Source organism: Labrys neptuniae, from assembly GCF_040797145.1.
In the GTDB taxonomy this organism is placed as follows: domain Bacteria; phylum Pseudomonadota; class Alphaproteobacteria; order Rhizobiales; family Labraceae; genus Labrys; species Labrys neptuniae.
The window spans coordinates 24,362-50,451 of record NZ_JBFNQD010000005.1 but is presented as its reverse complement, the minus strand read 5'-3'; the positions used below and the strand labels follow the sequence as shown (position 1 = coordinate 50,451).

The window sequence follows — 26,090 nt, the reverse complement described above, 5'->3', positions numbered from 1 at the left end:
GCAAGATTTGCCCGATAATGTTGTTTGTCGAAGAAGATGAAACCGGAAGGAGTGCCGATGGCGCGCTGTCTCGTCCTCGACCTCGGAGCCGGCAGTGGTCGCGCGATGCTGGCGACGTTCGAGAATCGTCGGCTGCGGCTCGATGAAATTCACCGCTTCGACGGCTACGCGGTCGAACGGGACGATGGCCCGCATTGGTGTCTTTCGCGCCTGTTCGACGGGGTAGAGGAGAGCTTGCGCCGATGCAGCGCCGCAGTGAGTTCGCTCGATTCCATCGGAGTGGACAGCTGGGGCCTGGATTACGCGCTGCTGGATCACGCCGGCGGCATCGTGGAAGAGCCCTGCCACTATCGCCATCCGCGTTCGCAGCGCGGGCGGGATGCCCTGCCGCTCGCCCCGGAGGAGCTCTATGCGATCTCGGGTGCGCAGGACCTGCCGGTCAATACGATCTGCCAGCTTTTCGACCAGTCGCGGCACGCCTCCGGGACGTTGGCGAGAAGCCGCAACCTCCTGATGATGGCCGATATCGTCAACCATCATCTGACCGGCAGGCTGCGGTCCGAATTGACCCTGGCCCGTACGTCCGGGCTCGTCGATGCCCGCACGGAGGATTGGAGCGCCGAACTCTGCCAAAGGCTCGGCCTGCCGCAGAGGTTGCTGCAGCCCATCATCCGTCCCGCCGAGGTCTATGGCAGGTTGCGCGGCGAATTTGCCGACAGGCTGGGGCCGGTTCCGGTGATCTCGGTCGCGGCCCATGACACGGCCAGCGCCGTGGCGGCTCTCGATCTTGCGGATGGCGGTGGCTTCGTGATCTGTGGATCCTGGTCACTGATCGGTCTGGAGCGGCGCGCCCCCGATCTCGACGATGCCGTGCGGGCGGCGGGATTCGGGAACGAGGGCGGTGTCGATGGCCGCACCTTCCTGATCAAGAGTTTGAACGGCCTGCATCTCATCCAGAAGCTGCGGGCCGCCTGGCAGCAGCGCGATGGCCGGCCCGTGACGTTTGCCGGGATCGCCGATCAGGTGATGGAGGCCGCCCGTCTGGACGATACGCCCGCCATCGACCCATCCGATCCGCTCTTCTTCAATCCTCCCGATATCATCGAGGCGATCCGCCGGTCCTGCGCGCGGAACGGCACCTTTCCCCCTTATGACCTCGGTGGTCTGGCGCTGGCCGTCTATAATGGCCTCGCCTCAGAAATCGGCTCTGCGGTCCGGGTGATCGAGCAGCTGACAGGCCGCGTGCTGCCGAGCCTCACCTTGTGCGGGGGCGGCGCGCAGGACGCGATTTTGTGCGACCGGATCGCAGCCTGTTCCGCAAAGGCCGTGCGCATCGGTCCAATCGAGGCGAGTTCCTGGGGTAACGCCTTGGTCCAGCTCCTTGGTCTGGGGCAGATAAAATCCTTGGAAGAAGGCCGGGCTCTGGTTGAACGATCCGTCGACATTCGCAATCTTGTCTGAAACGTTCCGATATTTGGTCAGGTGATCTGGTGATGCATGTTGGCGGCTGAGCGAAAAACCAGGATACTCGACCTTGTCACCCGTAATCGCAGCGTCATGGTGACCGCGCTCAGCCAGGAATTGGCGGTTACCGAAGAGACCATACGGCGCGATCTCAACAAGCTCGAGAAAGAGGGTCTGCTCAGCCGGACGCATGGGGGCGCGGTCGCGCTCAAAGGCGAAGCCGAAGACCTGCCTTATCGGACACGACATCTCATCAATATCGGGGCCAAGCGCCTGATCGCCCAGAAGGCATCGGCACTGGTCAAGGATGGCGATGCGGTGATGATGGACTCATCCTCGACGGCCTATGAAACCTTGAGAGGTCTCGGCAACCGGCGAGATCTGACCCTCATCACCAATTCCGTCCGCGTCCTGTCGGACCCTAGCTTGCCTGCCTATACGATCATGTCGGTCGGCGGAGAATTGCGGCGCCGCTCGATGACCTTCGTCGGCCCGCTGGCCAGCCGGACCATCGCCCAGTTCAATGCGGATGTCGCCCTGATCAGCTGCAAGGCAATCTCGCTGGCTGGCGGCCTCATGGAGGCGAACATGGCCGATGCGGAGGTGAAGCGGGCCTTCATCGCCAGCGCACAACGGGTTTGCCTCCTCGTCGACGGCGAGAAGTTCGGCAAGACGGCCTTGATCAGCATCTGCGGCTTCGAATCCATCGATTTCGTGGTCACGGACCGGGAGCCATCACCGGAATGGCGCGACTTGTTCGAAAGGAACAAGGTGAAGCTGATCGTGTGATGGGCAAGATCGGGCAAGTTCAAAAATAAAATGTCCGAATAGTTGACTTTCTGACCGAATTTGCGATAGCTCGGGCCAACCTAGCGAGGTGCCCGGCATGCAAGACGATCTCCGATTGCGCGAATATATCTGTGAAATCGGGCGCCGCGCCTATGCGCGCGAGATGGGCGCCGCCAATGACGGCAACTTCTCGGTTCTGCTGGACGACGGCACCTTGCTGTGCACCCCGACCAGCGTGTCCAAGGGGTTCATGACGCCGGAGATGATCTGCCGGATCGACCGGCAGGGGGCACTCGTCGAGGACAAGGGCTTTCGTCCCTCGACCGAGATCAAGATGCATCTATGCGTCTATGATCATCGGCCCGATGTCCGGGCGGTCGTGCACGCCCATCCTCTCTATGCCACGGTTCACGCCATCTGCGGCAAGCCGATCACGCAGCAGATCATGCCCGAATCCACCATGTTCCTCGGCGAGGTGCCGCTGACGCCCTACGCGCTACCCTCGACGAGCGAATTGTCCGAGGCGATCGCGCCCTATCTCGACCGATATGATGCGCTGCTGCTGGAAAACCACGGCGCACTCTCCTACGGCCACGATCTCACCAGCGCCTATTTCAAGATGGAAGCGCTCGATTACTACGCCAAGGTCGTCTATCTCGCGGCCCATTATGGCGGCGCGAAGGAATTCAACGCCGAGCAGATCGAGAGGCTTCTCGATATCCGCCGCACCAAGTTCGCCCAGCCCGGTCGCCATCCTTTCCTCGACCGCGCCGCCGAATAGGGCCGGCCTCGACGGGCATTCCCACAAAATCTTGCATTCCCACAAAATCTGGAACGGGAGGACGCCATGTATGCACGCAAGTTCCGCCTCGACGGGAGGGTTGCCGTCGTCACCGGCGGTGGGCGCGGCATTGGCCTGAGTTGCGCCGAAGCCCTGTTGGAAAACGGCGCAAAAGTCGTCATTGCCGACATCGACCTGTCGATCGCCGCCGAGGGGCGGGCGGAACTGGCGCGCAAGGGCTACGAAGTCGATGTGCGCCAGGTCGACGTGACCAAGCCCGCCGAGGTCGAGGCCCTGGCGGAGGATGTCGTGAGGGACCATGGCCGGGTGGACATCCTGGTTGCCAATGCCGGCATTGCCCGTTCTGGAACGGCGGCCGAGGATGTGAGCGACGAGCATTGGCTGCATGTGAACGACGTCAACTACAACGGCGTCTTCTGGTGCAATCGTGCATTCGGCCGCCACATGCTCAAGGCCGGCCGGGGAGCCATCGTGAATATCGGCTCGATGTCCGGCCTGATTTCGAACCGCCCGCAAAAGCAGACCTACTACAATGCAGCCAAGGCTGCCGTGCACCAGATGACCTCGTCGCTGGCCGCCGAATGGGCCGATCGGGGCGTGCGGGTCAATGCGGTGGCGCCGACCTATATCGAGACCGCCATGACCATGTATCGCCACGACAATGACGGCATGATCGACGTCTGGCTGCGCGACACGCCGATGCATCGTCTCGGCAAGCCGGACGAGATCGCCTCGGTGGTGCATTTCCTGGCTTGCGATGCCTCCAGCCTGATGACGGGCACCACGGTGGTGGCGGACGGCGGCTTTACCTGCTGGTGATGGCGGCCGGCGGAAGGGCCCGCGGCCTTCACCGTCGACAGCCCTTTGCAACGATTTCCTTCGGTCCCGATGGCGGCTTGGCGGGACGCTGAGGCGTGGACGCTACCGCTCGCGGCCGTCTTCTCTCCTGTGATCGGGTCTCCGTACTAAAACGATTCAGTAAGGTGTTGACAAACACGATCAGCTGGTGAATCGTTTTATTAAATCGTTTAAGTAAGAATGACAGGGAACGGAAACGTTGGGCTGCCATGCGCAAACCTAAGCGTATTTCCATCAGGAATGTTGCAACGCGGGCCGGCGTTTCGCCGGCGACGGTGTCGAACGTCCTCAATGGCCGCCAGGGGGCGGCAACCCCGGAGGTCGCCGAGCGCGTGCAGGCCATTGCGCGTGAATTGGGCTACGAGGTCGACCGGGTTGCCTCGCAACTCAGAACGGGAAAGGCGCGCGTCGTCACCGTTCTGGTACCAAGTCTCGACAATCCCTATTTCAGCGCCGTCATCGCCAGCCTGGAACGTTGCGTCCAGGATGAGGGCTACGACATCATCGTGGCGAGCTCGAACGAGAATGAAGAGGTCGAGCGATCCCGCCTGTCGGCCCTGCTGTCCTGGCGTCCGTCGGGCGTCGTCATCATTCCGAACGATGATCGCTTCGCCACCCGCACGCTTCTCGACGATGTCGGCGTGCCCTATGTCGTCGTCGACCGCATAACCGAGGGTTTCGAGGGCGATACCATCGGCAGCGACAATTTTTCCGCCGGGCGACACGCCGCCGAGCACCTCCTGGAATATGGGCACAGCAATGCCCTGGTGGTCGCAACCACCACGCGTATCGCCAATATTCGCGAGCGCTGCGCCGGCATTGTGCAGGTCTTCGAGCAAGCGGGCCTGCCTGCTCCGCCCATTCTCGAAGTCGGCCAGACATTCGAGACCGTCGCCGAGGGCCTGCAACGCTGGTTCACGGCCAATGAGCGGCCCACCGCCGTCATCGCCCTCACCAATTTCGGGACCCTCGGTGTTCTTGCCGACATGGCCCAGCGCAATATCCGGATTCCCGAGGACATCTCGCTGGTCGGCTTCGACGACTATGCCTGGATGCGCGCGACGGCGCCGCCCATCACAGCCATGCGGCAGGACGTCGAGCAGATCGCCGCGCAGGCTTGGGCGACCATTCGCGCCAGGATCGACGATCCGGCTGCCGTGCCCCGGCATGTCCGCCTGCCCTGCGAACTCATCCTGAGAAACTCGACCAAGAGGATCGGCTTGCCGATCCGTCGCCTGCCTGCCGCCGAAGAGCCGGCCAAGGGCGGAACGCGACGAAAATCCGTGGCCAGGCAGCCCAGGGTCTAGCTCGCCAGCCCCTTCGGGATCTTGAAACGACGCGCCGTCACCGGCACCGGCGCGCCCATAAGAACGGCCGGAATGGAGGATGAATATGGAACGCCCCGCATTCAAGCAGATCATGATCGGCACGGCATCCGCGCTGGCCTGTCTCGTCGGCCTGGCCGCTCATGCCCAGGACATCGACTGGAAAGGCAAGCTTGCCGACCAGGCCGGCAAGACGCTGAAGCTGATCAGCATCAGCGATCCCTTCATCGAGGCGATCAAGGCCACCAAGGACGACTTCACCAAGCTCACCGGCGCCAAGGTGGAGGTCGACGGCAACGGCTATGACGCCCTGCACGACAAGGAGCTGTTGAACTGTTCGCAGAACGACAGCAGCTACGACGTGCTGCTCATCGACGGCATCTGGATCGGCGAGTTCGTCGAGGCAGGTTGCATCGATGCTCTCGACGACCGCATCGCCAAGGAGGATCCCAAGGTGATCGCCTGGGACGACTACACCTCCTCGGGCGCCGGCCAGGCGAGCTGGGACAACAAGAAATACTGCCTGCCCGTCGCGATTTACTACGAGCTGATGTATTACCGCACGGACCTGTTCGACAAGGCGAAGATGCAGCCGCCCAAGACCTTCGACGAATTGCAGAAGGCTGCCAAGTTCTTCACCAACAATCCGGATTTTCCGGGCGTCTATGGCTATGCCATGAACAATCAGCGTGGCGCAGCAGCCGGCCAGCAATATTTCGAATGGATCTTCAATGCCGGCGGCTCACCCTGGAAGAGCAATGTCATCGGCGCGGCTGATCCCTATGCCGACATGACGCCGACCCTGAATTCGCCCGAGTCCCTCGATCTCGTGCAATTCTTCAAGGACATGGTGAAATTCGGCCCGCCCGGCGTCGAGAGCTACGCCTGGGACGAACGTGCCAGCGCCTTTGCCAGCGGCAAGCTCGCCATGATGAACGACTGGTCGGTGCGCGCCCAGATCGCCAACGATCCCAAGACCAGCCAGATCGCCGGCAAGTTCGGCAGCGTCCTGATGCCGTCCAAGGCAGGCAAGCCGGTTCCGCCGGTCGGCGGCTGGGTCATGTGCCTCAACGCCCATGGCACCCAGAAGGACGCGGCCTGGGATTTCATGAAATGGTATGCGAGCCCGGCCGAGCACAAGCGCTATGCCCTGGCGGGCGGCACGCCGAGCCGCCTGAGCGCCATCAACGATGCCGAGGTCCAGGCCAAGTTCCCCTGGACCAAGACCATCGCCGAGGCCCAGAAGACGGCCTGGACGGAGGTCCGCCCGCGCATTCCCGCCACCTTCCAGCTGATCGACACCATTGGCGTCAACGTCAACAAGGCGATCATCGGCGAGATGTCGGTGAAGGATGCCATGGACGATGCCAATGCCAAGGCCACGCAGCTCCTGAAGTCCTCGGGCGCCCTGAAGTAAGCCTATAGCGTTTTGCTCTAGTGGGCATAACCCGCTTCATGTCCTGATCGGACGACCCCTCCTCCGGCATGGGGGAGGGGGATTGCCGAGATCCCTGGCGGTTTGCATCCGCCAGGGTCCGGCCGGCAGCCAACCAGAGAGGCGGACCTCCATGCAGCCCGCGGCCCTCGCATATTCCCAAGACCTGCCCTGGCGGCGGCTTGCCTTCCTGCGCAACGACCGCCTGCAGCAGACGGCCTTTATCCTGCCGACCTGTCTCTTCCTGCTGTTCCTGACGATCTATCCCTTCGTCTATTCGGTCTATCTCAGCCTGCATCAGGTCAAGCTCACCACGCTGCAGCGCGCCGTGTTCACCGGCTTCGACAATTATCTCTTTCTTCTGCATGACGGGCTGTTCCTGCGCGCCCTCCTCAACACGGCCATCCTGGGCGTCAGTTCGATCTCGCTGGAGATCGTCATCGGCTTCACCGCCGCGAAGGTGTTCTACGAGTTGTCGCATCTGCGCTGGGTCGGGGCGCTGCGCTCGCTCTATCTGATGCCGATGATGGTGACGCCGCTGATCGTCGGCATGATCTTCGCCTATCTGTTCAACCCGACATTGGGGGTGGTGAACTACGTCATCCAGCTCGTCGGGCTGACGCCCGTTTCCTGGTTCGGCGAGCCCGTCACGGCCATGGTCTCCATGGTGCTGATCAATGTGTGGCAGTGGTCGCCCTTCATGATGCTGCTGTGCCTGGCGGCCCTGACCTCGATCCGCACCGATCTCTATGAAGCCGCTCGCGTCGACGGCGCGCGCTGGCACCATATCCTCTGGTCGCTGGAAGTGCCCTCGATCCTCAATGTCGTGCTGCTCGGAGTCATCCTGCGCATCATCGACGTGCTGCGCTTCTTCGACGTCATCTATGTCACCACGCGCGGCGGCCCTGGCGATGCCACCATGGTGGTGACGCTCTATGCCTACCAGCAGGATTTCCAGTATTTCCAGATCGGCGTCGGCTCGGCCGCCGCCGTTCTCATCCTCGTCATCAGCATCGTCATCACCACCTTCGCGGTTCGCCTGCTGAGGAGCGTGGAAAATGCATAGTATTCGTGGCAAGGACATCGGGCTCGTCATTGCGGCTCTCGCCTTCACGGCCTTCGCCGTCGGGCCGTTGCTGTGGATCGGCCTGAGTTCGTTCAAGAACACCAGCGACATCATCGCCATTCCGCCGGTCTGGATCCCGGACTTCACCTATCTCGACAATTACGCGCATATCTTCAGCGACTACTGGCCCTTCATCCTGAACTCGGTCGTGGTCACGCTCGGCGCCACCGCGCTGGCGCTGCTGTTCGCCATTCCCACTGCTTTCGGCCTGGTGAACTTCCAGATGCGCGCCTCCAACGCGATCGCCGACTGGATCCTGTCGACCCGCATGATGCCGCCGATCGCCGCCGCCGTGCCTCTGTTCGTGATCTTCAGGGGGCTCGGCCTTCTCGACAGCGTGTGGGCGCTGATCATCGCCTATGCCGGCTTCAACCTGCCCTTCGCGGTCTGGGTCTCGATGTCCTTCCTGCGCCGGGTCCCGCGCGAGGTGATCGAGGCGGCGCGGCTGGAAGGCTGCAGCTGGGTCCAGGTGCTCGTGCGGATCGCCCTGCCCATGAGCCTGAGCGGCGTGATGACGGTGGCGACCTTCGTCTTCATCTTCTGCTGGAACGAGTTCCTGCTCTCGCTGTTCCTGACCACCCGCTCGGCCCGCACGCTGCCGGTGGTGATCTCCTCCTTCATCGGCACGGGCAAGGTCTATTGGGACCTGATCGCCGCCGCCTCGATCATCCAATGCGTGCCACCGGTAATCTTCACCCTCTTCATGCAGCGCCACATCGTCTCGGGAATGACGATGGGCGCTGTCAAGGACTGACCTCAAAGCGTTTTCCAGAAAAGTTGATCGACTTTTCGATCAAGAAAACACGTTAAAACAAAGGGTTATAGCAAAATGACAATAAGGGGAATGTCATTTTGCTCTAGAACAAGACCACGGAGATCCCACATGTCTGAATTAGCCCAGCGCGGCCGGAACCGCGCAGCCGTCGTCACCGGCGCGAGCCGTGGCATCGGGCGCGCCATCGTCAAGCGTCTGGCGGCCGAGGGCTACCACGTCGTCGCCAACGACATCGAACGCCAGCACGAAGAAATGGAAAAGCTGCGGGCCGAGGTCGAGGCCAGCGGAGGGCGCTGCGACATCGCCTATGCCGATGTCAGCAATCCCGATGACGTCGCCTCGCTGGCGGAATACGCCCTTGCCCGCTGCGGCACCATCGATGTCCTGGTCAACAATGCGGGCGTCCTGTCCGTCCACAAGGTCGAGGACATCGAGCCGGACGAATGGGACCGCATGTATGACGTCAACACCAAGGGCACCTTCATGGTGACCAAGGCGTTGCTCGGCCATTTCCGGCAGCGCAAGGCAGGCCGCATCATCAACATCGCCTCCATTGGCGGCAAGCGCGGCGGCGTCGGCCAGGCCCATTACTGCTCGTCCAAGGCCGCCGTGATCAGCTTCACCCATATCCTGGCTATGGAGGTCGGCCTCGACGGCATCACCGTCAATGCGGTCTGCCCCGGCATCATCGACACCGACATGGGCCGCAACAATTATCGGGACGAGGAGTCGCTCAAGAAAGTCATCGAGAAGACCACGCTCGGCCGCCTGGGATATCCTGAGGATGTCGTCGGTTCTGTCGCTTTTTTCGCGTCCGATGATGCATCCTTCATCACCGGGCAGGCGCTCAACGTCTGCGGCGGCATCATCTTCCACTGAAACCATCAACCTCTGCTGAAAGAAAGACCAGCATCGTGAACAATAAACTGGGACTGCACGCCTTTGTCTGGACGCCCGGCTGGAGCCACGAGCAATGTGCTCGGGCCATCGGGAAGACGGCGGAACTGGGCTATGACATCATCGAGGCGCCGGCCCTGGATCCGAGCGTGTTCGACGTGGACTTCACGCGGCGCGAGCTCGAGAAGGCCAATGTCGGCATCACCTTCTCCCTCGGCCTCGATGCCACCACCGATATTTCGAACGGCGACCCGGAGATGGCCAAGCGCGGGGAACGGCGCCTTCTCGACATCGTCTCGATTGCCCGGGACCTCAAGGGCACGCATATCTGCGGGATCATCTATTCGGCGTTCCAGAAATATGCCGTGCCGCCCACCAAGGACGGCGTCGCCCGCGCGGTCGAGGTCCTGCAGCGGGTCGCCGAGCAGGCGGCCAAGAGCGACATCACCCTCGGGCTGGAGGTGGTCAACCGCTATGAGAGCAACGTTCTCAACACGGCGGCGCAGGCGGTCGAGATGTGCAAGCGGATCGGTGCGCCGAACGTCAAGGTCCATCTCGACTGCTATCACATGAACATCGAGGAAGCTGACGTCGCCGCCGCCATCGTCGAGACCGGACCGCTGCTCGGCTATTTCCATACCGGCGATTCAAACCGGGGCTATCTCGGCACCGGCTCGATCGATTTCAAGATGATCTTCCGCGCCCTCGCCAAAGCCAACTACCAGGGGCCGATCACCTTCGAATCCTTCTCCTCCCGGGTCGTCGGCCAACCTCTCGAAGGCATCCTCGGCATCTGGCGTGACCTGTGGGACGACGGGGATGACCTCGCCGCGCACGCCAAGATCTTCACGCAGGCTCACCTCAAGGCCGCCTACGAGACCGAAAAGCGCGGCCGCAGCGGCCTCGTCTAGATCTCAGCCATCAGGAGGTGACCATGGGAAGCATCCAGTTCGACCGTGTCAGCAAGAAATATGGGTCTCACCAGGTCATCTCCGATGTCAGCCTGGAAGTGAAGGACGGGGAGTTCGTGGTGTTCGTCGGCCCGTCGGGCTGCGGAAAGTCGTCGCTGCTCCGGCTGATCACCGGTCTGGAGCAACTGTCGGACGGCCGTGTCTTGATCGACGGCAAGGATGTCTCCCGGCTCGCGCCGGCGGATCGCCGCATCGCCATGGTCTTCCAGTCCTATGCGCTCTATCCGCATATGAGTGTGCGGGACAATATCGGCTTCGGCCTGAAGATCGCCGGCATGTCCAGGCAGGAAATAGCCGGCAAGGTGGCGGAAGCCTCGCGCATCCTGGCCCTGGAGGACTACCTGGACCGCAAGCCCCGCCAGCTTTCCGGCGGCCAGCGCCAGCGCGTGGCGATCGGGCGGGCCATCGTGCGCTCGCCCACCGCCTTCCTGTTCGACGAACCCCTGTCCAATCTCGATGCGGCCCTGCGCGTGCAGATGCGCATCGAGCTGATCCGGCTGCACCGGACCCTTCGCACCACGATGATCTACGTGACCCACGACCAGGTCGAGGCCATGACGATGGCCGATCGTATCGTGGTGCTGCGGGCGGGCAATGTCGAACAGTTCTCTACGCCGCTCGAACTCTACGACCATCCCGCCAATCTCTTCGTCGCGAGCTTCATCGGCTCGCCCAAGATGAACTTCCTGCCGGCGGCGCCGAGCGGCGACAGGGACCTGGAGCTTCCGGGTGGCTCGACAGTCGCCCTGCCGGATGGGTGGCACTCGCGACTGGACCAGAAGATGACGCTCGGCATCCGCCCGGAGCATGTTCTCTACTCGCCCGATGAGGGCCTGTGGGAAGGCACGGTGTCCCTGGAGGAGCAGTTGGGCAGCGATGCCCTGCTCTATGTCGAGGTTCCATCGCTCGGCACCATCACCGTGCGCGCCGTGGGCGAAAGACGCTTCAAGACCGGCGACAGGATCTTCCTGACGCCGGATGCGTCCCGCGTCCATCTCTTCGATGGCGGCGGAACGGCGATCGCCGCATGAGGGGTGCTTCCATCCCAGGTACTTCTGACTTCGAAATTACTTGACACATACTTTGCAATCACTTCCCCTTGATGCTGAAAGAACGAGGTGCAAGAAGAATCCATAGTATTACGTTTTGATATACGGTTGGTTGGCGAGGCAGATTGCCGGTGTGCGTCGTCAAGCCGCCGCTTTTTACGAGCGCCCGCATCACAATGAGGCGCGATTTGAAAAACCATAGGGATGAAATGTCATGAGTAGACCGGATGCAAAGGGCCAGCTTTCGAGGTGGCTGGATCGCTTTGCTCTCGCCGCGGCGGCTGCCGACAGATCTGCGCTCCTCGCTTTGTTCGCCGAGGATTGCTATTGGCGCGATCTGCTGGCGTTCACCTGGAACCTGCACACCGCCGAGGGCAGGGAAGGCGTCGGTGACCTGATTGACGCGACCTTCGCACGCACCCGGCCCAGCGCCTTTACCGTGCAGGACGAGGCGTCGGAAACCGATGGCATCACCGAAGGGTTTTTTACGTTCGAAACCACAGAGGCACGCTGTCGCGGCTATGTCCGCCTCAAGGGCGATCTTTGCTGGACGCTGCTGACTTCGATGGAGGAGTTGAAGGGCTTCGAGGAAAAGAAGGGGCGCCGGCGGGTCATGGGGGCCCAGCATGGCGTTCACCGCGATCGCCAGACCTGGTTGGAGCGACGGCAGGAAGAGGAGGCTTCCCTCGGCTCCGAGACCCAGCCCTATTGCCTGATCGTCGGGGCGGGGCAGGGCGGCCTGGCGCTCGGAGCCCGGCTGAAGCGCCTCGGCGTGCCGACGCTCATCGTTGAGGCCCATGATAGGCCGGGCGATGCATGGCGCAAGCGCTACAAGTCGCTCTGCCTGCATGATCCGGTCTGGTACGACCACATGCCCTATCTGCCTTTCCCCGACGACTGGCCGGTCTATACACCCAAGGACAAGATGGCGGACTGGCTCGAGGCCTATGCCAAGGTGATGGAGCTCGATGTCTGGAGTTCCTCACCCTGTCGCAAGGCGTCCTTCGATGCCGAGCGAGGGCAATGGAGCGTGGAGGTCCTGCGCGAGGGCAGGCCGGTTACGCTCGCGCCCAGGCATCTCATTCTCGCGACCGGCATGTCCGGCATTCCCAATGAGCCTGCTTTTCCCGGCATGGATCTCTTCGCAGGCGAGCAATGCCATTCCAGCCGCTACAAAAGCAGCGAAGCCTATAGTGGCAAGAAATGCGTCGTCATCGGCTCTAACAATTCCGCCCACGACATCTGCGCGGATCTGTGGGAGAAGGGCGCCGATGTCACCATGGTGCAGCGTACCTCGACGCATGTCGCCACCTCGGACGCGCTCTTCCGGTTCGGCACCAGCCGGCTCTATTCGGAGGACGCCCTCGAGCGGGGCATTGATACCGACAAGGCCGATCTGCTCAACGCCTCGGTGCCCTACAGGCTCATGCCGGAAATCCTCAAGCCCGTGACCGCCTCCATCAAGGCTGCGGATGCCGATCTCCTGGAGAGGCTCGAAAAGGCAGGCTTCCTGCTCGACTTCGGCGACGACGAATCCGGCCTGTTTCTCAAATATATGCGGCGCGGTTCGGGCTACTACATCGATGTCGGTGCTTCCGACCTGATCGCGAACGGGGATATCAAGCTGAAAAGCGGCGTCGGGGTCCGCGAAATCACCCGGAACGGCGTGGTGCTCAGCGATGGCACCGAACTGCCGGCCGATCTCATCGTCTACGCCACCGGCTATGGTTCGATGAACGGCTGGGCCGCCAGGTTGATTTCGCAGGAGGTGGCGGATCGGGTGGGCAAGGTCTGGGGGCTCGGCTCCGATACCACCAAGGATCCCGGCCCTTGGGAGGGCGAGCCACGCAACATGTGGAAGCCCACCCGGCAGGATGGGCTCTGGTTCCATGGCGGGAACCTGCACCAGTCCCGCCATTACTCCCAATATCTCGCCTTGCAGCTGAAGGCGCGCCTGGAGGGAATACCCACGCCGGTGTTCGGCATCCCGCCGGTTCATCACCTGGCCTGACGAGGGGAAAGGTCGTCCGACGGTCGATCGTCGCGGCCTGCGCCCGGTGGTCGGTATCGATCACCGGGGGTGGATGGCTGCTTCACGACATGATCAGCCCGCCATCGACATTGATGGTCTGGCCGGTGATGTAGGCGGCGTCGTCGCTGGCCAGGAACGCGACCAGGCCGGCGACGTCCTCGCCATTGCCGGCACGGGCCATCGGGATGTTGCGAACCCATTCGGCCATCAACTCGCCGGGCTTGTAGTTGCCCAGCAGCTTGCCCCAGGCCGTGTCGTTATAGGCCCACATGTCCGTTTCGATGATGCCGGGGCAGAAGGCGTTGACGGTGATGCCTTCCTTCGCGACTTCCTTGGCCAGGCTCTGCGTAACGCCGACGACGCCGAATTTCGAGGCGGCATAATGCGGCGTGAAGATGAAGCCCTGCCGCGCCTGTCCCGAGGCGGTGTTGATCAAGCGGCCTCCCTGGCCATGCTTGCGGATACGCCGGATCGCTTCCTGGCAGCACAGGAAGACGCCCTTGGTGTTGACGTCCATGACCTTGTCCCACTCCGCCTCGGTCATGTCCTCGATCCGTGCGATGGTGATGACGCCGGCATTCTGGACCGATATATCCACTTTGCCGAATTGCTGCTCGGCGATATCGTAAAGTGCCGTCACGCTGGCCCTATCCGTGACGTCGGCGACGAAGGCCGCCGCCTTGCCGCCTTGCGCCTTGATCTCGGCAGCCACCTCCTCGACGCGCGCCTCGTTGGCGCTCACGACGACCGCCGCGCCTTCCCGGGCAAAACGTCGTGCAATGGCGGCGCCGATGCCTCGACTGGCGCCGGTGATCACGACGGTCTTTCCGGTGAAGCGGGAGGGGGCGGTCATGGCTCTTCCTTTCAGGTCTTTCGGGGGGGATCGCCGCTGAGTAACTGCTCGGCGGTGAAGTGATCGGTAATGAGGACGTCGATGTAGCCGCCGAGCATGGCGGCCCGAATGGCCGGCACCTTGCGGCTGCCGCCGGCGACGGCGACCACCCGCTTGGCGGCCTTGATCTCTTCGAGGGGTATCGAGATGACCCTGTCGTTGAGGGGGGTGATCACCGGCCGGCCTTCCGCATCGAAGAAGCGCAGGCCCATGTCGCCGACGGCGCCATGGGCGGCCAGTTCGTCCAGCTCCTCGCGCGTGAAGGCATTGCCTGAATTGACCAGCATGTAGGACGGCGTCATCGAGCCGATGCCGACCAGCATCAAGGTGATCTCGCGAAAGCAGCGCACCGTCTCCTCGACGAACGGGTCGGCCATCAGGACGTTCCTGCTCTCCGGCGAGCCGGCGACGCCCGGAGCAGGCAGGAATTGCGGTTTGGCATTGGTGAGCTGGGCGAGGCGCGTGACGATGTGCTGGGCATGGGACTGCATGGTGGGATTGCCCATGCCGCCGAAGATCTGCACCACCTTCTGCGCCTGGACGCGCTTGATCGGCGTGATCGCATCGACGGTGCGCATCAGCGACAGGCTCCATGAGGAAACCCCGATCACCTCGTCATCCGCAATCGTCGATTCGAGGAAATGGGCGGCGGCATCGCCGATGGCGGCCAGAACGGTTTCGTCCCGTTCGCTGAGCGCCTCGGCAACGATGGCCTCCTCGATGCCGAAACGCTCGCGCAGGCCGGCCTCCAACTCCGCGAAGACCCCCGGCGGCGGCGTGATCGAGATGCGGACGATGTTCTCGTCCAGGGCCTTCTTCAGCAGGCGCGAAACCCGGGCCTGCGGGATGTGCAGGCGCTCGGAGATATCGGACTGCTTGATGGCATCAAGGTAATACATCTGCGCAACGCGTGTGATGAGGCGGAGTTCGTCGGCCCTGGACATGGCTTCGGTCACTATCCGGCGAGAGAGCTATTTTCGCGGGCAAGCTGCCGCACGAGGCGAACCCGCATTCTCGACCGGATCGTCGAAGGGCGACAAGCACGGATCTCACTCTTGCACCGTGACGTTGCCCTGTGCGGCATTCACCAGCACTCGAAGCCGCCATCGACCAGCAGATCGACACCCGTCACGAAGGACGAAGCGCGCGAAGCAAGGAAAACGGCCGGTCCGACCATTTCGTCGACGGTTGCCATGCGGCCCATCGGGGTCTCGGCTTCGAAGCGCTTCACCTGTTCGGCGACCTCAGCGCGCAGATTCATGGGCGTCGAGGTATAGCCCGGGCTGATCGCATTGACGCGGATGCCGCGATCGACCCACTCCATCGCTAGGCTCTTGGTCAGATGGACGACACCGGCCTTGGAGGTGTTGTAGTGGATCTGCTGGATGCCCCGATTGACGATCGAGCCGGACATCGAGGCGATGTTCACGATGGTGCCTCTCCCCTGCGGCAGCATGACGCGAGCCTCGGCCTGGCACGACAGGAAGATGCCGGTCAGGTTGATGTCCAGCATGCGCTGCCATTGCTCGAGCGGCATGTCCTCGGCCGGCGCCGCATTGGCGATTCCAGCGGCATTGACGGCGATGGTCAGCGGACCCACCGCCTCCTCGGCCTCCCGGATGCCGTGGGCAAGATCCTCCGCCTGGGCGACGCTGCCCGCCAGGGCGACGACCTTGCGGCCGAGCTTTTCGATGGCGCTCACAGTCTGGCCGATGGTCGCCGAGCCCGGCAGGTCGAAGCAGGCGACGTCGGCGCCCGCCTCCGCAAGGCCGATGGCGATCCGTTGGCCGATGCCGCTGCCGGCACCCGTCACGAAGGCGGCCTGGCCATCCAGTCTGAAGATTTCCATGTTCGCTCCTGGCGTCAGAGTGTGGCGCGTTCCATCACGGAGACGCGATTGGCTTGATTGCGATCGAGAATGCCGCGATTGAGGCCGCGGCTGAGCACCATCACGCGATTGGACAGGCCCAGGACCTCGTCCAGGTCCGAGGAGACCACGATGACGGCGAGCCCCTGCTGGGCGAGGTCTGCGATCACCTCGTAGATCTGGGCGCGGGCGCCGACGTCGATGCCGCGGGTCGGCTCGTCGAGGATGACCACCTTGGGACGGCGCGAGATGCACTTGGCCAGGACGACCTTCTGCTGGTTGCCCCCTGAAAGATGGCCGACGGGCTGACTGGCGCTGCCTTTCACGCCGAAACGCTTGATGTTCTGGTTGGCGTAGCTGCGCACGGCGCCCGGCGTCACGAAGCCGGAGGGGGCGATCCGCGGATAATTGCCCAGGGCGATATTGTCGCCGATCGTATGCTCCAGGATGAGGCCCTGGTCCTTGCGGTCCTCCGGCACCAGCACGATGCCGGCCGTCAGGCTGTCGGCCGGGCTTCGCGGGGAAAGCGGCCGGCCGTCGATGGTGATCGAGCCGGCGGCAATGGGATCGGCGCCCGCGATGGCGCGCACCAGCTCGGTACGGCCGGCACCCACGATGCCGGCGATGCCGAAGACCTCGCCGGCACGCACGTTGAAACTGATGTCGCGAAAGGATTTGTCGGGTGCGCTCAGACCTTCGATGCGCAGGACCTCCCGGTCGCCCGGCGTGGTCATGGCAGGAAACATGCGTTCGACCGAGCGGCCGACCATGGCCTCGACCAAGGTCTTTACCGGCACCTGCGCCGTCGCATAGGTGCCGACCAGCCGCCCATCCCGAAGCACGACGACGCGATCGGCGATGCGGGCGATCTCGTCCAGGCGATGGCTGATATAGACGAACCCCATGCCCTCCTGCTTCAGGCGCTCGATCTGTTCGAAGAGGTGATCGGTTTCCTCGCCGCCCAGGGCGGCGGTCGGCTCGTCGAGGATCAGGAGCTTGGCGTCGAGGGTGAGCGCCTTGGCGATCTCGACCTGCTGCTGGGCAGCGACGCGCAGATGGCGCACCAGGGTGGAAGTGGGCACGTCGAGACCCAGGCGATGGAGCTGCTCGGCGGCGCGCCTTGCCATATAGGCGCGATCGACCCGGCCTGATTTCGTAGGCTGGCGGCCGACGAAGACGTTCTCCGCGATGGTGAGATCGGGCAGGAGCCGCATCTCCTGGTGGATCAGGCCGATGCCGCGGGCGAGTGCATCGGCGGGGCTGGCCGGCGCATAGGGTTCGCCGTTCCAGGTCATCGTGCCGGCGGTCGGCTGGATCAGCCCGGCGATGATGGAGGAGATGGTCGATTTGCCGGCCCCGTTCTCGCCGAGCAGCGCGACGACTTCGCCGGGCCGGACATCGATGTCGACGCCTTCGAGCACCGTCACCGGCCCATAGCGCTTGGAGGCGCCACGCACCGACAGGCCGGCGGTGAATGGTTCTGGGGATTCATTCATGACGGGCCTCCTGGAGAGGGGCGCCCCGGCCGCCGTGGCCGGGGATCCGATGAAGAGCGGGCGTGCTCGCGAGGAGCGTTCGCAAGGGGCGTTCGCAAGGGGTGTTCGAGTGTCTGCGGCGCGGGACGCGCCGCAGACGGGTCGGGCCTCAAGGGTGCTCGGCGATGTACTGATCCACATTGTCCTTGGTGGTCAGCGCCGCGTCCTGCAACTGCTCGGCCGGCACCTTCTTGCCGGCGACGAGGTCGAGCGCCGATTGCAAAGCGAGCTTGCCCATGAACTGGGTGCGCTGCGTCATGGTCGCGTCGAGTGTACCGTCCTTGACGGCCTTGAGGCCGGCAAGGTCGCCGTCGAAGCCGAAGACCCAGACCTTGTGATCGGAACCGGCGGCCTTGGCTGCCTGCGCGGCGCCGAGGGCGAGAGCATCGGCCCGCCCGAAGAAGATGCTGACGGTGGGATCACGCTGCAGCATGTTCTGGGCAATGTTGAAGCCCTCGTCCTTCATCCACATCTTGGAGGCTTCGCGGCCGACTTCCTTGATGCCGGGGCAATTGGCCATGGCTTCCTTGAAGCCCTTGTCACGGTCCTGTTCCGGCGTGGTGCCGATCTGGCCCTGGATGATGGCGAGGTCGCCCTTGCCGCCGGTGACCTTGCAGACATAGTCGCCGAGCGTCTTGGCCGCGGCTACCGAGTTGGTGGCGATGAAGGTATCGCCCGGGGCGTCGGCCGGGTTGCGGTCGACGGCGATGACCGGAATGCCGGCAGCCTTGGCGGCCTTGACCGGAACGCTGGCGGCTGCCGCGCCGGCGGGAATGTAGATGAGGGCCTGGACCTTCTGCGTGATCAGGTCCTGGATCTGGCTGACCTGGGTGGCGCCATCGCCCTTGGCATCGACGGTGACGACCTCCGCTCCCATCGCCGCGGCGTTCTTCTCGACCGACTGCTTGATCTGGTTGAAGAAATCGGCCTGGAGATTGGCGACGGCAAGGCCGACCTTGACCTTGTCGGCGGCCCAGGCGCCGGAGACGGCGAGGGGCGAGACGGCAAAGGCGAGCGTCAGGCCGAGAGCGCGGATGGTTCTGCTCATGGGTGGTTTCCTCGGTTGGAGTCTTTGTTGCAGGCGTAGTTGGAGACACCGGGGAGGGCGGCGCCCGCCCCGATCGGGTTACCGGCGTCGCCGGATGAGGGTGTCGAAGGCCACGGCGGCCGCGATCATGATCCCGATGATCACGTCCTTGTCGTAGGTCTGCGCGCCGATCTGGCTCAGGCCCGAATTCAGCACGCCGATGATCAGGATGCCGATGAGCGTGCCGCCGATGCTGCCGACGCCGCCGGAGAGGGACGCCCCGCCGATCACCACGGCCGCGATGGCGGTGAGCTCATAGCCAAGCCCGTCATAGGGCTGGGAGGTCTGCAGTCGGGCGGCATTGGCCATGCCGGCGATGGCCGACAGGGCGCCTGCGACGGCATAGACGACGACGATCTGCAGTTTCACCGAAATGCCGGCCAGGCGCGCGACTTCCGGATTGCCGCCGATCGCATAGAGATTGCGCCCGGCCGGGCGGTATTTCAGGAAGGCCCAGGTCAGCACGACGAGCAGGAGAAAGAAGGCCGTGGTGGCCGTGATCAGCCCGAAATGGCGGTAGGTATTGAGCGTGTTGAAGGCGTCGGGCCAGCCGGAGACGACGTTTCCGTCCGTATACTTGTTGGCGAGGCCGCGGGCGACCGTCATCATGGCGAGCGTCGCGATGAAGGGCGGCAGGCGCGCCTGTGTGATCAAGAGGCCCGAGACCAGCCCGCAGGCAGCCCCGGCGAGGATGCCGAGGAGCAAGGCCGGCACGAAAGGCAGCCCGATGGTGGAGAACAACCAGCCCGTGGTCATGGCCGAGAAGGCCAGCACCGAGCCGACCGACAGATCGATCCCGCCGGTGATGATCACCAGCGTCATGCCGATGGCGAGGATGCCGTAGACCGTGACCTGGTCGAAAATGATGATGGCATTCTGTACCGTGAAGAAGTGTGGCGCCCGGATCGAGAAGAAGGCGATCAGCACGAGGAGGCCGATCAAGGGCCCCCAGACCCCTCCGGTCAGGTCGATCTTGAAGCGGGGTCTCGCTCGATCGGAATTCTCTGCTTGGGCTGACATGGTCCCTCCTTCCCGCTTTGGTTCTTCCGCCCTCGTCGTGGCTCTTGTCGTGGTGGTGACGCCGGTCTAGGCGCCTGGCCGGAAGCGCGAACGCGCGACGGCATCGAGCCAGCGCCGGCGCTCGGCCTGGCGCTCGGCTGGCCGCATCGATGGTTCGAAGACATCCCGCGGACGTTCCAGCCCTGCCAGTCTCCCGGCATTCCAAAGCCCGGCCTTGAGACCCGCCAGATGGGCGACACCCAGTGCCGAGAGCTCGGCCGTATGCCCTCGCAGGATGGGCCGGCCGATCATGTCGGCCTCCATCTGCATGAGCTGGTCGTTGCGGGTGGGGCCGCCATCGACATGCAGCCGGCGCACGGGCGAGCCGCTGCGCTCGAGGGCCTCGACCACATCGGTGATCTGGTGTGCGATGCTGTCGATTGCCGCCCGTGCGATACAGTTCCTGTCGGTGCCGAGCGTGACCCCCGTCAACAGGCCGACGGCTTCGGCGTCCCACCATGGCGCGCCGAGGCCGGTGAATCCAGGTACCAGGGTAACGCCGCCGGCCGATGCCGTCTTCGCCAGCCTTGCCAATTCGTCCGTATCGATGCCCAGAATGCCGGCCACCCATCGCAGGGTGGAACCTGCCGCGCGGATATTGCCTTCGGCCGCCAGAGCGAGATGCTCGGGCCCGATCCCGTCGATGGCCCAGGCGATGGTGAGGCAGAGGCCCGGGTCGAGCGCGGTGCCATTGGGGATCAGGCCCATCACGGACGAGCCGGTGCCCTGCGTGGCCTTGACTTCGCCGGGCTGGATCGCGCCATGCGCGAACAGCGCCGAATGGGAATCGGCCATCACGGCCAATAGGGGAATACCGTCCGGCAGGGGCGCGAAACCGCGAAGGCTTGGAAAGGGGCCACTTGAGGCGGTAAGGCGCGGCAGTGCTTCGGCTGGCACGCCGAACAGCTCCAGAAGGCCTTCATCCCATCGCCCCTTGGCGACGTCGAGCAATTGCGTGCGCGAGGCATTGCCCGCCTCGATGAGATGATCGTCGGACAGGCGGCCCAGCAGCCAGCTATCGATGGTGCCGACGCGGATGTCGCCGGCGCGCGCCTTGGTGCGATCGGGGTCGATCTGGTCGAGCAGCCAGTGCAGCTTGAGGGCAGAGAACATCGGGTCGAGCGGCAGGCCACTGACCTGGCGCACCCGGGCGAGCGCATCGGGCGTGCCGATCGCCTGCGCCAGAGCGGCGGTTCGCTGATCCTGCCAGGACAGCACGGGCGAGAGCGGAGCGCCCGTCTTGCGGTGCCATAGCAGGCAGGATTCCCTCTGCGTGCTGATCCCGGCAGCAACGACGGCTCGGGCCTGCTCGGGTGTGACGCAGGCCGCGACGGCTGCCCGGATGCTGTCCCAGATCTCTCCGGCATCCTGCTCGACCCAGCCGGGCTGCGGATGGCTCTCGCGTAGCGGTGCCTGTCCGCGCGCGACCACGGCGCCGGAGCTGTCGACCAGCAGGCACTTGGTCGAGCTCGTGCCCTGATCGATGGCGAGGACGAGCGGGCCGGTCATCAATGTGCTCCCTTGCCCAGGAGAGCCAGCGCCGCTTCGACGATGCCCTTGGCGTTCAGGCCGAAATGGTCGAGCAGGAACTGGGTGTCGCCCGTCGGTGCAAAGCCGGGCACGCCGAGAATGCGCATCGGCACGGGATGGTGCTGGGCAACCGTCTCCGCGACGGCACCGCCGAGACCCCCGACATTGATTGCTTCTTCCGCCGTGACGATGCGGCCGGTTTCGCGCGCTGCCTTCAGGATGGTTTCCTCATCCAGTGGCTTGAGGGTCGAGACGTTGAGGACACGGGCGGAGACGCCCTGTGCCGCGAGCAGGTCCGCCGCCTCCAGCGCCCGCGATACCATGGTGCCGATGGCAGCCAGCGTGACGTCGCCGCCCTCGCGCAGCGTGCCGATCCTGCCCGGCTGGAAATCGTCGCCCGGCCCGTTCACGGCAGGGATCTTGAAGCGCCCGACACGCATGAACACGGGCTTGCCCGCATTGGCTGCCCAGCGGACGGCCTGGCGGGTCTCCTGGGGGTCGGCCGGAGCCATCACCGTGAGCTCGGAAATCGCCCGCATCCAGGCGAAATCCTCGATGGAATGATGGGTCGGGCCCAATTCGCCATAGGCCATGCCGGGCGACATGCCGCACAGCACCACCGGATATTGCGAATAGGCGCAGTCCGCCTTGATCTGTTCGGTCGCCCGGCCCGTGAGGAAGGGAGCGGCAGCGCAGACGAAGGGGATCAGGCCGGCATTGGCAAGGCCGGCGCCGACGCCGACCATGTTCTGCTCGGCGATGCCGACATTGATCAGGCGATCCGGAAACTCCTTCTGGAAGGCCCCGAGATTGCTCGACCCGACGCTGTCGTTGCAGACCGCTACGATGCGGCTGTCCGTCCGGGCGAGGGCGGTCAGTTCCTCGGCAAAGGCCACCCGGCAGTCGAACGTCTCGGGGGCGCTGGCGGGGCGGGGGGCTTCGGGGGCGCTCATAGCGACAATTCCTTCAATGCGATCTCGACCTGCTCGGCGCTCGGCACCTTGTGATGCCACTCCACGCGGTCTTCCATGAAGGAGACGCCGCGGCCCTTATAGGTCTTGGCGATAACGGCCCGGGGCCGGTCCGTGCCGCGGGCGGCAAGCACGTCGAGCAAGGCCGCGGTGTCATGGCCGTCGACGTCGATGGCTTCCCATCCGAAGGCTCGGAACTTGTCGGCAAGCGGTTCGAGCGTGTTGGTGGCCTCCGTGCCCGCGCCCTGTTGGAAGCGGTTGCGGTCGACGATGGCAGTGAGGTTGGACAGCTTGCGATGACCGGCAGCCATGGCTGCCTCCCAGTTCGAGCCTTCCTGCAGCTCACCGTCACCGAGCACCACGAAGGTACGCCAATCCTGACCGGCGATCTTCGCGCCGACGGCCGCGCCGACTCCGATCGGGAGGCCATGGCCCAGCGGACCCGTATTGGCCTCGACGCCCGGGATCTTGCGGCGATTGGGATGGCCGTTGAGGGCCGCAAGGGGCCTCATGAAGGTGTCGACGGCGGCGGGATCAAAGAAGCCGCGCAGCGAAAGAACGCTGTAGAAGGCGGCGGCGCAATGCCCCTTGGAGAGGATGAAACGATCCCGGTCCGGCTTGGTCGGGGCAGAGGGATCGACGTTGAGCACGCCGAAATAGAGCGTGGTGAGGATGTCGGTCACCGAGAGGTCGCCGCCGACATGGCCAAGGCCTGCCTGTGCGATGGTCCTGACGATCTTGATCCGCACCTGGCGGGCAATTTCCGCCAGGGCCACGGGATCGGCCGTCTTCTCGAAGCTCGGATGGGCAACGGCTGCCAGCGGCACCGGAAACGAGGCAGGGCCGGACGCGGCGGCATCAACGAGATTCAAAGCGTGAGGGGGCGCCGTCATCAGTCCTCCATGTCGATATGAATATTTATTCATATGTGATATTAAATTCATTCTGAGACTAGATATCGACCTTGTCAAGCGTTGTGAACGCCGACGGTTCGCAGAAGGGAGACCAGGCCGTGGAGGAAGGGGCAGCAACTGGTCTTGGAATGTCGTCGAGCGTCCTGAACGACGCCGGCTAGGGGAGGTCCTGTTGTCTGCGGCGAACCGGCCAATCGGCGGAGGAGAAAAGGGCTCTCCAGCCATTTCAATCATCCGACGAATAACCCTTGTCGGAAGCCTTGATCTCCTGTAAAAGTGAGAAAACCTTTTCTCACACAAAAGCAGCACCTTTTGCTCAAGGTGATGCTTAGATCGAGAAAGAGAAAACCTTTTCTCAATCGGGGAGCTTCGATGACGAAGGGAGGCGAGGGGGCGTCGGAGCCAGTCACGTTGCGCGACGTTGCCGCTGCCGCCGGCGTCAGCCTCGCCACCGCGTCCAAGGCGCTCAACGACCAGGGGCGGATGACGATCGAAACCCGCAAGCGGGTGCGTGAGGTTGCCGCACTCCTGGGATTTCGCCCCAATGCCCTGGCGCAGAGCCTGCTCCGCCGCCGCAGCTTCACGGTGGGGTTGCTGACCAACGATACCTATGGCCGCTTTTCGCTTCCGCTGATGGCCGGAATTACAGAGGCCCTCGTCGACAAGGGGGTCTCGGTCTTCCTGTGCAATGTCGAGGACGATCCGCGCCTGGCGCAGCTCCACGTCAATGCCATGCTCGACAAGCGCGTCGATGGCATCATCGCCACCGGCAAACGGATCGACCGCCGGCTCCCGGTCGACCTCTCGAATCTCGGCATACCGGCGGTCTACGCCTTCACCGAACCCGATCCGGGCGCGGCGGCGTTCGTCTCCGACGACGAAGCCGGAGCCCGACTGGCGACCGAACACTTTCTGGGTCTCGGCAGACGCCGGATCGCCCATGTTACCGGTCCGGCGAGTTTCTCCGTCGTGCATCTTCGCGCCAAGGCCTGCCACGACGTGCTGGCCCAGGCCGGATTGCCGCCCTTACCGGCCCTGATGGGGGCCTGGTCCGAGGCGTGGGGGCATGAAGCGGTGGGGCAGCTCTTTGCGGGGCGAGGTACCAAGCCCGATGCGATCTTCTGCGGCAACGACATGATTGCGCGGGGGGTGATCGATGCCCTGCGCGAGCGCGGCCTCAGCGTGCCGGGAGATGTGGGGGTCATCGGTTTCGACAATTGGGAGATCATCGCCTCCCAGAGCCGGCCGCCGCTGACCTCCATCGACATGAATCTCGCCGCACTCGGGCGGCAGGCCGGGCTGGCGCTGCTGGCCCAGGTCGATGGCCGGCCAGTCGAGCCGGGCGTCAGGAAATTGCCTTGCCGGCTTGTGGTGCGGGAGTCCTGCGGCGGCCCGCTCCATGACAGTGAGACCCCATCAACAAGGGGTGGCTAAGTCGATGATACCAAAGGGGAGGAGACAATGAGAAAGCTGATGATAGGCTTGGCGACTTTGATCGCCACGGCGGCGATCGGGCTGCCGGCATGGAGCGCCGAGACCGCGACCATCTGGGTCCGCGCCGACGCCTCCAACTTCATGCCGAAAGTGGTCGAGGCGTTCAACAAGAGCCACGACAACCAGATCAAGCTCGACATCATTCCCAATGCGGAGATCATCACCAAATACGGGGCTGCCGCGGCGGGTGGTACCGCGCCCGACGCCTTGTCGCTCGACCTGATCTATACGCCGGCTTTCGCCGCCTCGGGGCAGTTGGAAGACATTACCGATTGGGCCAAGTCGCTGCCCTATTTCGCCGCGCTGTCGCCGGCCCACGTGAAGACGGGCACCTATCACGGCCGGATCTATGGCCTGCCATTCTCGGCCGATAGTTCCGTACTTATCTGGAACAAGAAGCTGTTCAAGAAGGCGGGGCTGGATCCCGAAAAGGGCCCGGCCAACTGGGCCGAAATCGAGGCGGATGCCGAAAGGATCAACGCGCTCGGCGGGAACATCAAGGGCTATTACTTTTCCGGCAACTGCCCGGGCTGCAATATTTTCACCCTGACCCCACTGGTATGGGCCTCGGGCGGCGACATTCTTTCCGACGACGGCACGAAGGCGACCCTGGAGGGACCGCAACTGCGCGCCGCCATCGATTTCTATCGTTCCATGATCAAGAAGGACCTGGTGCCGGCCGGTGCCCAAAGCGATACCGGCGCCAATTTCTTCGCCGCCTTCGCCGCCGGCAATATCGGCATCAGCCCCTCGGGCGCCTTCGCCATCGGAGCGTTGAACACGCAATATCCCGATATCGACTATGGCATCACCTTCCTGCCCGGCAAGGATGGCGGCTGGTCATCCTTCGCGGGCGGAGACAATTTCGTCGTCACCAAGGGGACACCCAAGGTCGCGGTGGTGAAGCAGTTCCTCGAATTTGCCTATTCCCTGGAGGGGCAGACCCTGCTGGCCAAATATGGCAGCCTGCCGGTGCGCAGCGATATTGCCAAGCAGGCCCTCAAGGATCTCGATCCGCGCTACCAGATCGCGGCAGAAGCCATGGCCAAGGGCCGCACACCCTACAGCACGGTTTTCAACGACATCATCAACTCGGCCAATGGCCCGTGGAACCAGCTGATCGGGGAGGCCCTCTATGGCGATGACGTCGAGGCGGCCATCACCACCGCCCAGAAGACCATGCAGTCCATTATCGACACCGCCCCGCAATAACGCCCG

General features: G+C 63.8%; 23 protein-coding genes. 14 read left to right on the top strand and 9 right to left on the bottom strand.

All coding sequences use genetic code 11. The features are described 5' to 3' along the window. Positions 1–57 precede the first annotated feature (57 nt). From ABXS05_RS16240 to ABXS05_RS16185, 12 genes are all read left to right on the top strand, one after another. Positions 58–1,461, top strand: coding sequence for a rhamnulokinase (locus tag ABXS05_RS16240; protein WP_311936610.1), 1,404 nt, complete (start codon positions 58–60; stop codon positions 1,459–1,461). A gap of 36 nt (positions 1,462–1,497) precedes the next feature. Then, positions 1,498–2,253 carry a DeoR/GlpR family DNA-binding transcription regulator gene (locus tag ABXS05_RS16235; RefSeq protein ID WP_367624638.1) on the top strand — a complete coding sequence of 252 codons (756 nt, stop codon included), beginning with the start codon at positions 1,498–1,500 and terminating at the stop codon, positions 2,251–2,253. 97 nt (positions 2,254–2,350) lie between these two features. After that, a complete protein-coding gene (locus tag ABXS05_RS16230; RefSeq protein ID WP_367624637.1) occupies positions 2,351–3,034 on the top strand; it encodes a class II aldolase/adducin family protein in 684 nt (227 codons plus the stop codon). Positions 3,035–3,100: 66 nt separating this feature from the next. Beyond that, the gene (locus ABXS05_RS16225; protein WP_367624636.1) at positions 3,101–3,874 is read left to right on the top strand and encodes an SDR family NAD(P)-dependent oxidoreductase; all 774 of its coding nucleotides are present in this window, start codon (positions 3,101–3,103) and stop codon (positions 3,872–3,874) included. A 248-nt stretch (positions 3,875–4,122) separates the two neighbouring features. Continuing rightward, positions 4,123–5,220 carry a LacI family DNA-binding transcriptional regulator gene (locus ABXS05_RS16220; protein WP_367624635.1) on the top strand — a complete coding sequence of 366 codons (1,098 nt, stop codon included), beginning with the start codon at positions 4,123–4,125 and terminating at the stop codon, positions 5,218–5,220. Positions 5,221–5,305: 85 nt separating this feature from the next. Continuing rightward, positions 5,306–6,655 carry an extracellular solute-binding protein gene (locus tag ABXS05_RS16215; protein WP_367624634.1) on the top strand — a complete coding sequence of 450 codons (1,350 nt, stop codon included), beginning with the start codon at positions 5,306–5,308 and terminating at the stop codon, positions 6,653–6,655. A 151-nt stretch (positions 6,656–6,806) separates the two neighbouring features. Then, positions 6,807–7,739: a carbohydrate ABC transporter permease gene (locus ABXS05_RS16210; RefSeq protein WP_367624633.1), complete on the top strand. Its 933-nt coding sequence runs from the start codon at positions 6,807–6,809 to the stop codon at positions 7,737–7,739. Continuing rightward, the gene (locus ABXS05_RS16205; protein ID WP_367624632.1) at positions 7,732–8,553 is read left to right on the top strand and encodes a carbohydrate ABC transporter permease; all 822 of its coding nucleotides are present in this window, start codon (positions 7,732–7,734) and stop codon (positions 8,551–8,553) included. Before ABXS05_RS16210 ends, ABXS05_RS16205 begins: the two co-directional genes overlap by 8 nt. Before the next feature lie 129 nt (positions 8,554–8,682). Next, positions 8,683–9,453: an SDR family NAD(P)-dependent oxidoreductase gene (locus ABXS05_RS16200; protein WP_367624631.1), complete on the top strand. Its 771-nt coding sequence runs from the start codon at positions 8,683–8,685 to the stop codon at positions 9,451–9,453. 35 nt (positions 9,454–9,488) lie between these two features. Further along, a complete protein-coding gene (locus tag ABXS05_RS16195; protein ID WP_311936583.1) occupies positions 9,489–10,382 on the top strand; it encodes a sugar phosphate isomerase/epimerase family protein in 894 nt (297 codons plus the stop codon). A 23-nt stretch (positions 10,383–10,405) separates the two neighbouring features. Beyond that, the gene (locus tag ABXS05_RS16190; protein ID WP_311936580.1) at positions 10,406–11,473 is read left to right on the top strand and encodes an ABC transporter ATP-binding protein; all 1,068 of its coding nucleotides are present in this window, start codon (positions 10,406–10,408) and stop codon (positions 11,471–11,473) included. A 232-nt stretch (positions 11,474–11,705) separates the two neighbouring features. Beyond that, positions 11,706–13,502, top strand: coding sequence for a flavin-containing monooxygenase (locus ABXS05_RS16185; RefSeq protein WP_367624630.1), 1,797 nt, complete (start codon positions 11,706–11,708; stop codon positions 13,500–13,502). An 82-nt stretch (positions 13,503–13,584) separates the two neighbouring features. On the opposite strand, the gene ABXS05_RS16180 is transcribed toward ABXS05_RS16185, so the two are convergent. From ABXS05_RS16180 to ABXS05_RS16140, 9 genes are all read right to left on the bottom strand, one after another. Further along, positions 13,585–14,376 carry a glucose 1-dehydrogenase gene (locus tag ABXS05_RS16180; protein ID WP_367624629.1) on the bottom strand — a complete coding sequence of 264 codons (792 nt, stop codon included), beginning with the start codon at positions 14,374–14,376 and terminating at the stop codon, positions 13,585–13,587. A gap of 11 nt (positions 14,377–14,387) precedes the next feature. Continuing rightward, positions 14,388–15,359, bottom strand: a complete 972-nt coding sequence (locus ABXS05_RS16175; RefSeq protein WP_311936572.1) for a sugar-binding transcriptional regulator — start codon at positions 15,357–15,359, stop codon at positions 14,388–14,390. 140 nt (positions 15,360–15,499) lie between these two features. Then, positions 15,500–16,264 carry an SDR family oxidoreductase gene (locus ABXS05_RS16170; protein ID WP_367624628.1) on the bottom strand — a complete coding sequence of 255 codons (765 nt, stop codon included), beginning with the start codon at positions 16,262–16,264 and terminating at the stop codon, positions 15,500–15,502. A gap of 14 nt (positions 16,265–16,278) precedes the next feature. After that, positions 16,279–17,778 (bottom strand): sugar ABC transporter ATP-binding protein, encoded by a 1,500-nt coding sequence (locus tag ABXS05_RS16165; RefSeq protein WP_367624627.1) that lies wholly within the window; start codon positions 17,776–17,778, stop codon positions 16,279–16,281. Between the two features lie 148 nt (positions 17,779–17,926). Next, positions 17,927–18,865: a sugar ABC transporter substrate-binding protein gene (locus ABXS05_RS16160; protein WP_311936563.1), complete on the bottom strand. Its 939-nt coding sequence runs from the start codon at positions 18,863–18,865 to the stop codon at positions 17,927–17,929. Positions 18,866–18,943: 78 nt separating this feature from the next. Beyond that, positions 18,944–19,924, bottom strand: a complete 981-nt coding sequence (locus tag ABXS05_RS16155; protein WP_311936560.1) for an ABC transporter permease — start codon at positions 19,922–19,924, stop codon at positions 18,944–18,946. 66 nt (positions 19,925–19,990) lie between these two features. Beyond that, the gene (locus ABXS05_RS16150) at positions 19,991–21,472 is read right to left on the bottom strand and encodes an FGGY-family carbohydrate kinase (RefSeq protein ID WP_367624626.1); all 1,482 of its coding nucleotides are present in this window, start codon (positions 21,470–21,472) and stop codon (positions 19,991–19,993) included. Next, the gene (locus tag ABXS05_RS16145) at positions 21,472–22,446 is read right to left on the bottom strand and encodes a transketolase family protein (protein WP_367624625.1); all 975 of its coding nucleotides are present in this window, start codon (positions 22,444–22,446) and stop codon (positions 21,472–21,474) included. Before ABXS05_RS16145 ends, ABXS05_RS16150 begins: the two co-directional genes overlap by 1 nt. Then, positions 22,443–23,357 carry a transketolase gene (locus ABXS05_RS16140; protein ID WP_367624624.1) on the bottom strand — a complete coding sequence of 305 codons (915 nt, stop codon included), beginning with the start codon at positions 23,355–23,357 and terminating at the stop codon, positions 22,443–22,445. The genes ABXS05_RS16145 and ABXS05_RS16140 overlap by 4 nt, the downstream gene beginning before the upstream one ends. 393 nt (positions 23,358–23,750) lie before the next feature. On the opposite strand from ABXS05_RS16140, the gene ABXS05_RS16135 reads away from it, so the two are divergent. Together ABXS05_RS16135 and ABXS05_RS16130 are read left to right on the top strand one after the other, a co-directional pair. Continuing rightward, entirely contained in the window at positions 23,751–24,812 is a 1,062-nt protein-coding gene (locus ABXS05_RS16135) for a LacI family DNA-binding transcriptional regulator (protein WP_367624623.1), read from the top strand. Positions 24,813–24,839: 27 nt separating this feature from the next. Beyond that, positions 24,840–26,084: an ABC transporter substrate-binding protein gene (locus ABXS05_RS16130; protein ID WP_437178674.1), complete on the top strand. Its 1,245-nt coding sequence runs from the start codon at positions 24,840–24,842 to the stop codon at positions 26,082–26,084. Positions 26,085–26,090 lie beyond the last annotated feature (6 nt).

Coding starts and splice junctions, on each gene's coding strand:
- ABXS05_RS16225 (WP_367624636.1), top strand. CDS start 3,101: ATGTATGCACGCAAGTTCCGCCTCGACGGGAGGGTTGCCGTCGTCACC.
- ABXS05_RS16235 (WP_367624638.1), top strand. CDS start 1,498: ATGTTGGCGGCTGAGCGAAAAACCAGGATACTCGACCTTGTCACCCGT.
- ABXS05_RS16215 (WP_367624634.1), top strand. CDS start 5,306: ATGGAACGCCCCGCATTCAAGCAGATCATGATCGGCACGGCATCCGCG.
- ABXS05_RS16155 (WP_311936560.1), bottom strand. CDS start 19,924: ATGTCAGCCCAAGCAGAGAATTCCGATCGAGCGAGACCCCGCTTCAAG.
- ABXS05_RS16140 (WP_367624624.1), bottom strand. CDS start 23,357: ATGACGGCGCCCCCTCACGCTTTGAATCTCGTTGATGCCGCCGCGTCC.
- ABXS05_RS16200 (WP_367624631.1), top strand. CDS start 8,683: ATGTCTGAATTAGCCCAGCGCGGCCGGAACCGCGCAGCCGTCGTCACC.
- ABXS05_RS16135 (WP_367624623.1), top strand. CDS start 23,751: ATGACGAAGGGAGGCGAGGGGGCGTCGGAGCCAGTCACGTTGCGCGAC.
- ABXS05_RS16170 (WP_367624628.1), bottom strand. CDS start 16,264: ATGGAAATCTTCAGACTGGATGGCCAGGCCGCCTTCGTGACGGGTGCC.
- ABXS05_RS16185 (WP_367624630.1), top strand. CDS start 11,706: ATGAGTAGACCGGATGCAAAGGGCCAGCTTTCGAGGTGGCTGGATCGC.
- ABXS05_RS16175 (WP_311936572.1), bottom strand. CDS start 15,359: ATGTCCAGGGCCGACGAACTCCGCCTCATCACACGCGTTGCGCAGATG.
- ABXS05_RS16240 (WP_311936610.1), top strand. CDS start 58: ATGGCGCGCTGTCTCGTCCTCGACCTCGGAGCCGGCAGTGGTCGCGCG.
- ABXS05_RS16160 (WP_311936563.1), bottom strand. CDS start 18,865: ATGAGCAGAACCATCCGCGCTCTCGGCCTGACGCTCGCCTTTGCCGTC.
- ABXS05_RS16150 (WP_367624626.1), bottom strand. CDS start 21,472: ATGACCGGCCCGCTCGTCCTCGCCATCGATCAGGGCACGAGCTCGACC.
- ABXS05_RS16190 (WP_311936580.1), top strand. CDS start 10,406: ATGGGAAGCATCCAGTTCGACCGTGTCAGCAAGAAATATGGGTCTCAC.
- ABXS05_RS16205 (WP_367624632.1), top strand. CDS start 7,732: ATGCATAGTATTCGTGGCAAGGACATCGGGCTCGTCATTGCGGCTCTC.
- ABXS05_RS16230 (WP_367624637.1), top strand. CDS start 2,351: ATGCAAGACGATCTCCGATTGCGCGAATATATCTGTGAAATCGGGCGC.
- ABXS05_RS16210 (WP_367624633.1), top strand. CDS start 6,807: ATGCAGCCCGCGGCCCTCGCATATTCCCAAGACCTGCCCTGGCGGCGG.
- ABXS05_RS16220 (WP_367624635.1), top strand. CDS start 4,123: ATGCGCAAACCTAAGCGTATTTCCATCAGGAATGTTGCAACGCGGGCC.
- ABXS05_RS16165 (WP_367624627.1), bottom strand. CDS start 17,778: ATGAATGAATCCCCAGAACCATTCACCGCCGGCCTGTCGGTGCGTGGC.
- ABXS05_RS16180 (WP_367624629.1), bottom strand. CDS start 14,376: ATGACCGCCCCCTCCCGCTTCACCGGAAAGACCGTCGTGATCACCGGC.
- ABXS05_RS16130 (WP_437178674.1), top strand. CDS start 24,840: ATGAGAAAGCTGATGATAGGCTTGGCGACTTTGATCGCCACGGCGGCG.
- ABXS05_RS16145 (WP_367624625.1), bottom strand. CDS start 22,446: ATGAGCGCCCCCGAAGCCCCCCGCCCCGCCAGCGCCCCCGAGACGTTC.